The sequence below is a fragment of the Natronococcus occultus SP4 genome (assembly GCF_000328685.1).
Lineage (GTDB): Archaea > Halobacteriota > Halobacteria > Halobacteriales > Natrialbaceae > Natronococcus > Natronococcus occultus.
Map to the genome: position 1 here is coordinate 411988 of NC_019974.1, position 8013 is coordinate 420000.

Genomic DNA, 8013 nt, shown 5'->3' on the forward strand with positions numbered 1-8013 from the left:
CCCTAGAGGATCAGGTAGATCCCGGTCGGAATCAGCAGGACGCCGAGAACGATCTCGAGCCGAGCCGGATCGACCCGGTGGGCGACCAGCCAGCCGGCGACGGCACCGACGACGATCGGGAGCGCGAGCAGTCCTGCGAGCACGACCGAGACGGCGTCCTGCAGGTAGTAGCCCCCGACGGCGAAGCCGGAGATAAAGATCGCCTGGAGCTGTGCGACCCCCAGTGCTACGAGCATCGGCACGCCCAGCAGGACCAGTGCCGGCACCGCGAGGACGGGGCCGCCGACGCCGACCAGGCCGGCGACGGTCCCCAGCGCGAGGCCGACTCCCGCGAAGACGAGCCGTCCGCGCCCCGTTTCCGCGTCGACGCTGGCCAGCGAGGGGAGTCCCCGGAGTCGTCGGTACGCCAGCAGGATCCCGGTACAGACGATGAGGATCCCGAGGAGGATCCCGAACAGCCGCCGCGAGACGAACGCGTTCAGGAAGGTGCCGGCCAGCGCGCCGAGCACGCCCGACCCCGCGAGCACCGTCGCCAGCGCCCGCCCCTCCCGTCCGACCAGCTCGCCCGAGCGCGCGTAGCCGACGACGCCGATCACCCCGACGAGGACGAACAGGACGTGGGCGGTTCCTGCGACCGTCGCCGAGGACAGCGGCGTCAGCAGGTAGAGCGCGATCGTCACGAAGATCCCGCCCGCGCCGACGGTCGTGCAGCCGACTCCCGACAGTAGGGCGACGAGGAGCAACGCGAGGAGGATCTCGAACGGAACGGGAACCATCGCGTACGGACGGCTATGCTCGCTTTGCATGAAGTGTCCCGGGGTCCGCGATCGGTCGGGGCGCCGACGGAACCGACCCCGTGCCGACACCCCTCGAGCGGTTCGACGCGACGACAGTCGTCGCGACCGCCAAAATCGTTTAACAGGACTCCTCCCGTGCGACGTATTGTCATGAACAACAGTAACGACGGCGCGGGACTCACGCGGCGAGCACTGTTGGGGGCCAGCGCCGGAACGCTCGCGCTCTCGACGATCGGCACCGTACAGGCCGACGGGGAGAGCGAACGCGGACTGCTCTCCGGGCGGTGTCCCGACACGACGCTCCGACCGAGTATGGGCCACTGTGTGGGGGCGAGTACGGAGGGCTGTGCGGACGACCATCCCGTCACGATCGAGCTTCGGGAAGCCGTTGCGGACACCCTCGAGGACCGGTACCCCGACGCCGGCGCCCTGCTCGAGGCCGGGTTCAAACCCTATTTCGACACGCTCGACGGCGACGACGACGGCTGGTCACACTGGCTGCATCCGGAGTACATCGGCGACGACGCCGTCCTCGATCCGGAGCGTCCGGAGTCGGTGCTGGTCGACAACGACTCCTGGCGCTCGATCGGGGTCATGTTCATCGCGACCCGCGACGGCGAGCCGATCTCCCCGCCGCCGGCGGTGTACGAGGCCGACGACGACAGCTGGGAGGGGCCACCCGAGGTCGACGACTATCACGAAGAGCATCACGACGATCACGACCCCCATTATCCAGACGACGAGCACGACCCTCATCACCCAGACGGCGACCACGACCACCACCCGAACGGCGATCCGGACCGCTGCTCGCCGTGGCACTACCACGCCGGCGCCCCGGGGAGGCTCGCCTGGTGGTACTACCGGAAGGTCTACGAGCGCTCCTACCGCGAGGGCGAGCTGTTGCCGCCCTGCCGGACGCCCTGTATGATGCACGTCTGGACGGTCGACCACCCCGAGGGCGTCTACGCCCACGGCGGCCCGCCGCCGGCGTACCGCGAGCGCGAGCCGGCCGACGACCCGGGGTTCGAGACCGACGCGGAGCCGGGCGAGGACGAACTCGGCTGGGACGCGCTCCCCGACGAGGACGTCCCGGATCGGCTCCCCGAATCGTTCTCGCTGGCCGACGGGCTCGGACTGTAGCCGGTCCGCTCGCTACGCCGAGCGCCACCGTTCGAACGCCTCGAGGACTCGATCGGTCGCCTCCGTGGCCGACAGCTCGTCGGTGTCGAGCTCGAGATCCGCCTCGGGCGCGTCGAACTCCCGGGAGACGACGTGGACGCCCTGCTCGGAGATCGCGTCCTCGCGCCGGCGGTTGCGCTCTAGGCAGGTCTCGAGGCTCGCGGTCACGAGGACGAACCGGACGTCGCCGAGGGTTCGGAACCGGTCCTGCCACTCGCGGCGGTAGAAGGTGGCGTCGACGAGCCAGACGACGTCCTCGGGTCCCTCGGCGACCCGTTCGTACAGCTGTTCGTAGGTCCGCGTCGAGAACTCGTCGGAGTGCACCAATCGAACCGACTCGCCGCGGGCCTCGAGCCGGTCTGCGACGCGGGTCGAGACGGTCGTCTTTCCCGCGCCGGGCGGGCCACAGAGGGCGACGATCACGGACCCTCGTAGGCGGTCAAGGTAGTAACGCTCTCCGATCGCTCCCGAGCTTTTCCGTCCGGAGCCGTTACTTGGAACCGGATGTTTGAGGAGTTCTCGAGACACTATCGTGACTGGCGACGTCGGTTTCGTCGGATCGATCTCGCCGACCTCTCCCCGTCGACGCGGCGCGTGCTGACCATCGGTCGGTTCCAGTACCTGACCGCGTTCGTCTTCGTGCCCGTGCTGATCGCGATCCTGATCCTCGTCTCGAACACCGTCGACGCGCTCTCCTTCCTGCTCTTTCCGCCGCTGGCCGCGGCCGCCTACGAGCTCTTTGCCAACCCCGGGAAGCCGTCGTCGACGGCCGAGGGGATGGTCGTCGGGATGACCGGGGGCGCGCTGAGCGGATGGGCGGCGGTCACCCTCGACCGCGCGCTGTTCGGGCCGCCACCCGCGGGGACCTTCGAGGTGAGCGTCACGGCAGCCGTCATGTGCGTGCTGATTACGGGCGTCGTCCTCTGGCTGTTCGACGTCGACCTCGCGCCGTCGTTCGCCGTCGCTCTGCTGGTTCTGTTGCTTGATATCCCGCCGGAGGCGTACGTCCTCAGCGTGTTCCTCGCGAGTTCGCTCATCGCCGGCGTCTTCCTCGTCTGGCACCGGCGGATCTACGAGCGCCGAGCGACACACCTCTACGCCGCGACCGACGGGAGCGGAAACGTACTGTTGCCTCTCCGGCGGGCGGGTACCCGCGCGGTCACCCGACTGGCCGCACAGATCTCGGCCGGCCACCGGTCGAGCAAGCTCCTGTTGCTCGAGCCCGCCGGGACGGAGTCGGCGGCGACCGATGGCGACGCAGCCACGTCCGTCTCACGGCTCGAACGCGTGGCCGAGGACGTCGAACCCGAGGTCGAGACGATCTCGGCAGACGGGCCGAGCCCGCGGGACGGCGGGGAGGCGGCGACGGCCCGCAGGCGGGCTCACGAGAGGAACTGCGATCTCGTCGTCGTTCCCTACGAGACGGCCGACGGCGGACTCTCCCCGTTCGTCCGACGGCTGTTCGATGGCGACGTCGACGTCATCGCGGCGCGGATCTCCGGGCCGCCCGAGCGCTGGGACCGGGTGCTCGTCGTGGTCCGGCGTGCGGGACGGATCGCCCACGCGATGGTCGAGTACGCCCGCCGCCTGGCGGGGACGAACGGTCGAGTCAGTATCTGTACCTGTATCGAGACGGAGAGCGAGCGTCGCTCCGCCGAGCGAACGTGTGCGATCCTCGCCGAGGCGTTCGCCGGCCCGTTCGAAACCCGGGTCGCGAACGAGTCGATCGAGACCTTCCTCGCGTCGAACGCGCCGAAGTACGACCTCGTCTGTATCGGGGCCAGCACCGACCGCAGCCGCGCGTCGCGGTTCCTGTCGGCGCCGACGTTCCGGCGCGTCGAGGACCTCGACTGCGATCTTGCGATCGTCCATCGGGGCTAACGTCTCGACTCAGTCCCACTCGATCTCCTCGTTGCGGTTCGACTCCCGGAGGATGAACGGGCCGATCGCCAGTGTCTGTTTGGCCATCGTCCCGAGCCGCAACACGAACGCGACCAACAGGAGAAAGGGGACGATCGAGATCGTCGCCGCCGTCACGACGACCCAGACGACGGCGTCGATCCCCAGAACGGTGCCCGTCACCGCGTCGGCGTCGAAGAAGGCGATCATCGACATCGCCACGACCAGCGCGGGCACCGAGACGTACATGATCGCCCGCGAGAGGTTGATCAGCTCCCACTGGAAGTACAGCGTCTTGAAGTGTTCGCGGGCGAGCCCGAACAGCTTCAGCGACTCGAGCAGCTGGTCGTGGGCCTCGCGGGCCTCGTCGGTAAAGGAGTCGGCGTGGACGTTGCGGATCCGGCGGGCCCGGAAGATCTTCCAGGAGTAGTTGTAGTCCAGCGCCGCCTTGATGACGTCGTAGGTGCCGAACTGGGCGTCGTTCAGCCGCTCGTGGACGCTGTCGGCGTGGTCCGTGACGTTGCCGACGAAGTCGTCGACCCGTTCCTCGAACTCCTCGTCGCGACTGTCCGCGACCGACTCGCGGAACTCGATCGCCCGGTCCTGTGAGGCGTCGATGATCGCCTGCAGGAACGACGCCGGATCCGGCGGGCTGATCGGCGCGTCGATCACGTCCTCGACGTCCTCGTGGAACTCAAGGGATCCCTCGAGACGTCCTCGCTGGTCGTCGACAGCGCCAAGCTCCTGGGAGAGGACGAGCTGGTTGATCGTCAGGACGAGCGTGACGCCGGTGATCAGCGAGGTGACGAGCGCCTGGAAGAGAAAGTGCACCGGCTCCTTCGTTCCCATCAACCCCCGCAGAGAGACCGGGCTCACCTGGCTGATCGCGAGCAGTCCGACGAACGCGAACGCGGCGAACAGGGCCGTAACGAGCCACCGGTTTGCGTTCAGAAGTAGCCACAGCTTCCATCTCGAGCTCGAACTCCGTTCGACCATCGTGTCGGCGGGCTGCGAACCGCTGTCGCTCATCGATTCGGTTCGGCAGTACGCCGCGGGCTCCGAAATACGCACGGCCAGTGTGCGCAGTGTCGCGGCGACCGCGACGGGGCGTTCGAGAGGACGAACGGGCAGCGGTTCCGCGTCCCGGCGGGATCCAGCGTCGGCTCGCGGCTGCATCGAAATCGATCCAGGACGGTCCGTTTCAGTCGGCCGACGCCTCCGTCTCCTTCTCGTGGTGGACCTCGAACGGTCCCTCGTCGGGCGCCTTCTGTGGGAGCATCGGCCCGATCGAGGCGGTCCGTCGCGCGACCGTCGCCGTCCGAAGGATGTACGCCGCCAGCAAGGCGAGCGGCGAGAAGACGATCGCGATCAGCCCGCTCGCGACCAACGGCGTGTACGTGTGGCTAATCATCGGCCCCCCGATCCCCGCGTACAGCAGCCCCAGGAAAAACGCCGACAGCACCGACGGGATCCCGAACAGGATCGTCAGCTGCGAGAGCCGGGTCAGCTCCCGCTGGAGGTACGTCGTCTTGAAGTGCTCGCGACCGACGTTAAACAGCCGGAGTGCGTCGAGCAGGTCCTCGAGGGCCTCGCGGGTGTCCGCGGACAGCTCGTCGTCGTACTGGTTACAGAGATATCTGGCGGCGTAGATCTGCCAGGCGTCGTTGTACCCCATCGCCGAGGAGAGCGCGTTGAACGAGCCGAACCGCGCCTCGTCGAGCGACTCTCGGGTTCGCTCGGTTCGTTCCCGCACGCTCGCGATGAACGCCTCGACCTCCCGCTGGGCCGTGCCGTCCCGGTCGTCGGCGACCGCCGCCGTGACCCGGTCCGCACGGTAGTCGATCTCCCGGACGAGCAACTCGAGTTGTTTCGCCGGCGCCGCCGGCGTGGCCGGGACGCCGGTCGCGTCCTCGATATCGTGGCGAAAGTCCATGACGCCCTCCAGCCGGTTCCGGAACTCGTCGGCCGACCGGAACTCCCGCGAAAGGATCATCTGGTTGACGGAGACGACGAGCGTGATGAGCGAGAACGTTCCCGCGATCATGCCGCCGACCATCCGCGTCAGCGAGTCGTCGTTGATAAACGAGATCAGCCCGAGCGCGTGTACGACCAGCAGGGATAGAAACACGCCGACGGTGAGCGCGACGGTGATGAAGATCCGGTTTCCCTGCAGCAGTATCCAGTCGAGCAGCGTCCAGAGGACGCTCTCCTGATCGTTGACGTCCGTCCCGTACGAATCCAACGTCTCGTCGATGTCGCCGGACCCCATATTCGCGCGTTCGTCACGGGCGAGGAAAACGAACCGCCTTGCAAGACCCGCGGTGGATGCTGCAGGGAGCATACTAACGGAGATCGCCCGCGAAGTGGCCCCTGTGAAACTGACTGGCTCGAGTGCGACCGGATCGGGGCCGATCCACAAAACGGCGAGCCGACGGCGGTTCCTCGTGGGCGTCGGAACGGCGTCGGGGATCGCGGTCGCCGGCTGCGTCGGCAACGACGGCGGCGACGGCGATCCGGCCTACCAGGAGGGAACGATCGACGTCGACGGCGAGCCCCGGACCGCCGAGGAGATGTCGGCAGCCCAGGGGCTAGCCGAACAGGAGATCCGCGTCGAAGTGACGCCGATGGACGCGCTCGAACTCGTCGACCACGAGTTCGTCCTCGAGGACGACTACCGCGGCGCGACGGTGCAGGGAACCGTCGAAAACGTCGGCGACGAGCGCCTCGAGATCGTCGAGCTCCGGTCGCGAGTGTACGACGATCAGGACGACCAGCTCGGTCGCTATCTCGACAGCACCGGTGATCTCGACAGCGGCGAGACGTGGTCGTTTCAGGTCGTCGTCCTCGAATCGCCGGAGGACCTCGCCGCGTACGACGCGGCCGTCTTCGGGATGCCGGAGTAGGCGAGTCCCGGGACTCGGCGCACCCGACCAGGGAGCGAACTAGGTGTGTGCCTCCGCGAGGACGTCCCGGACCCGTTCGTTGTACTCCTCCAGGGACTCGCTCGCGGCCTCGGGGTAGGAGTCGGCGGGTGGCTCGAGCGCGGGCTGGTCCTCGGGGGCCGGCAGCCCGACGAGGACGGTCCCGACCATTCCGCGGTTCTCGTGGGTCCGACACGCGTAGTCATAGACGCCCTCGCCGTCGAAGACCCGGTCGAACGGGCTCGAGGGTGCGACCTCGCGCTCCCAGGGGGCGGAATCGTCGGGGATCCGTCGCTGGTCGCGGTGGGTATCCGGGTGGTACGCGACTACCTCGTGGGTACCGCTCTCGGCGATCCACTCGACGGTGCCGCCGTCGACGACGTGGGCGATGGGCGGATCGAGACTGACCGCGTCGTTTTCGGCCGTCAGTTCGACCTCCACGTACGGCTCCGGATCGCCGATCAACGGCTCGTCCCGCCCGAGTTCCTCGTCGACACACCCCGCGACGCCGCTTGCGAGGAGGGCCCCGCCGGTCGCGAGCAGCCGTCGACGCGTCGACTCCCGTCCGTTCATCGACGACGCTTCGGGATCGAGGGGCTAAAACGCGCCGCCTTGAAACGATCGCCACCGTCAGTTTCAGAGTACGTCCGTGGAAAGAAACTGCAGCGGGAGTCCTTTTAGTGATCCGCCGCGTTGATCGGCGTACGTTGCTGGGGCTCGACTTCGAACGCGACGATCCTGAAACCGACTTCTATCTGAAAGACGAGTACAGCGCGACGGTCAACGTCTTTCTGCACTTTACCGTGCTGGGCGTGATCGCGCTCGTGAGCGGCCGCCCCTTCCTGTTTCCGAGCCTGGGACCGTCAGCGTACCTGATCGCGACCGGCGAACAACCCCGCGCGGAGGGCGCCTACCACGTCATCGGCGGCCACGCGGTCGCCGTCGTCGCCGGGATGATCGCCTACGCGCTGTTTGGCAACGAGGTCAGCGCGTACGTGGTGTTCGCCCGACCCGACCCCGCGTTCAGTATGGAGGTGATCTACCTCTGGGCCAGCGGGACGGTCGCGATGATGCTGACGACGACGGCGATGCTGTTGACGAAGACCAACCACGCCGCGGCGTGTGCGACGACGCTGATCGTCGCGCTGGGGCTGATGGGCGGGCTCGAGGACGCCATCATCATCGTCACCGCCGTCGCCGTCCTCTGGTATCTTCAC

9 protein-coding genes (1 of these 9 only partly in view) are annotated in these 8013 nt (G+C 67.8%); 4 read left to right on the plus strand and 5 right to left on the minus strand.

The window, feature by feature from the left end:
- Window positions 1-2: 2 nt before the first annotated feature.
- A complete protein-coding gene (locus NATOC_RS02005) occupies window positions 3-776 on the minus strand; it encodes a sulfite exporter TauE/SafE family protein (protein ID WP_015319743.1) in 774 nt (257 codons plus the stop codon).
- 171 nt (window positions 777-947) lie between these two features.
- Here NATOC_RS02005 and NATOC_RS02010 point away from each other — a divergent pair, with 171 nt between their 5' ends.
- Window positions 948-1937, plus strand: coding sequence for a hypothetical protein (locus NATOC_RS02010; protein WP_015319744.1), 990 nt, complete (start codon window positions 948-950; stop codon window positions 1935-1937).
- Between the two features lie 12 nt (window positions 1938-1949).
- Here NATOC_RS02010 and NATOC_RS02015 read toward each other — a convergent pair whose 3' ends face one another.
- Window positions 1950-2399 (minus strand): AAA family ATPase, encoded by a 450-nt coding sequence (locus NATOC_RS02015; RefSeq protein ID WP_015319745.1) that lies wholly within the window; start codon window positions 2397-2399, stop codon window positions 1950-1952.
- A gap of 81 nt (window positions 2400-2480) precedes the next feature.
- Between NATOC_RS02015 and NATOC_RS02020 the strand changes: the two genes are divergently transcribed.
- On the plus strand, window positions 2481-3857 hold the full coding sequence (locus NATOC_RS02020; RefSeq protein WP_015319746.1) for an HPP family protein: 1377 nt from the start codon (window positions 2481-2483) through the stop codon (window positions 3855-3857).
- A 9-nt stretch (window positions 3858-3866) separates the two neighbouring features.
- On the opposite strand, the gene NATOC_RS02025 is transcribed toward NATOC_RS02020, so the two are convergent.
- Both NATOC_RS02025 and NATOC_RS02030 read right to left on the minus strand, forming a co-directional pair.
- Complete coding sequence (locus NATOC_RS02025) at window positions 3867-4904, minus strand: hypothetical protein (RefSeq protein WP_049888870.1); 1038 nt, start codon at window positions 4902-4904, stop codon at window positions 3867-3869.
- Window positions 4905-5076: 172 nt separating this feature from the next.
- Window positions 5077-6144 (minus strand): hypothetical protein, encoded by a 1068-nt coding sequence (locus NATOC_RS02030; protein ID WP_015319748.1) that lies wholly within the window; start codon window positions 6142-6144, stop codon window positions 5077-5079.
- Window positions 6145-6247: 103 nt separating this feature from the next.
- Here NATOC_RS02030 and NATOC_RS02035 point away from each other — a divergent pair, with 103 nt between their 5' ends.
- Entirely contained in the window at window positions 6248-6778 is a 531-nt protein-coding gene (locus NATOC_RS02035) for an FxLYD domain-containing protein (RefSeq protein ID WP_015319749.1), read from the plus strand.
- A 39-nt stretch (window positions 6779-6817) separates the two neighbouring features.
- Here NATOC_RS02035 and NATOC_RS02040 read toward each other — a convergent pair whose 3' ends face one another.
- Complete coding sequence (locus tag NATOC_RS02040; protein WP_015319750.1) at window positions 6818-7369, minus strand: plastocyanin/azurin family copper-binding protein; 552 nt, start codon at window positions 7367-7369, stop codon at window positions 6818-6820.
- Window positions 7370-7503: 134 nt separating this feature from the next.
- Between NATOC_RS02040 and NATOC_RS02045 the strand changes: the two genes are divergently transcribed.
- Window positions 7504-8013: the 5' portion of an HPP family protein gene (locus NATOC_RS02045; protein ID WP_049888872.1), read on the plus strand. It continues 66 nt past the right edge of the window; only the first 510 of its 576 coding nucleotides appear in the window; it begins with the start codon at window positions 7504-7506; its stop codon lies off the right edge, out of view.

Bases quoted from the DNA above. Each gene is read 5' to 3' on its own strand.
- NATOC_RS02005 (WP_015319743.1), bottom strand. From the start codon at position 776: ATGGTTCCCGTTCCGTTCGAGATCCTCCTCGCGTTGCTCCTCGTCGCC.
- NATOC_RS02010 (WP_015319744.1), top strand. From the start codon at position 948: ATGAACAACAGTAACGACGGCGCGGGACTCACGCGGCGAGCACTGTTG.
- NATOC_RS02030 (WP_015319748.1), bottom strand. From the start codon at position 6,144: ATGGGGTCCGGCGACATCGACGAGACGTTGGATTCGTACGGGACGGAC.
- NATOC_RS02040 (WP_015319750.1), bottom strand. From the start codon at position 7,369: ATGAACGGACGGGAGTCGACGCGTCGACGGCTGCTCGCGACCGGCGGG.
- NATOC_RS02020 (WP_015319746.1), top strand. From the start codon at position 2,481: ATGTTTGAGGAGTTCTCGAGACACTATCGTGACTGGCGACGTCGGTTT.
- NATOC_RS02025 (WP_049888870.1), bottom strand. From the start codon at position 4,904: ATGAGCGACAGCGGTTCGCAGCCCGCCGACACGATGGTCGAACGGAGT.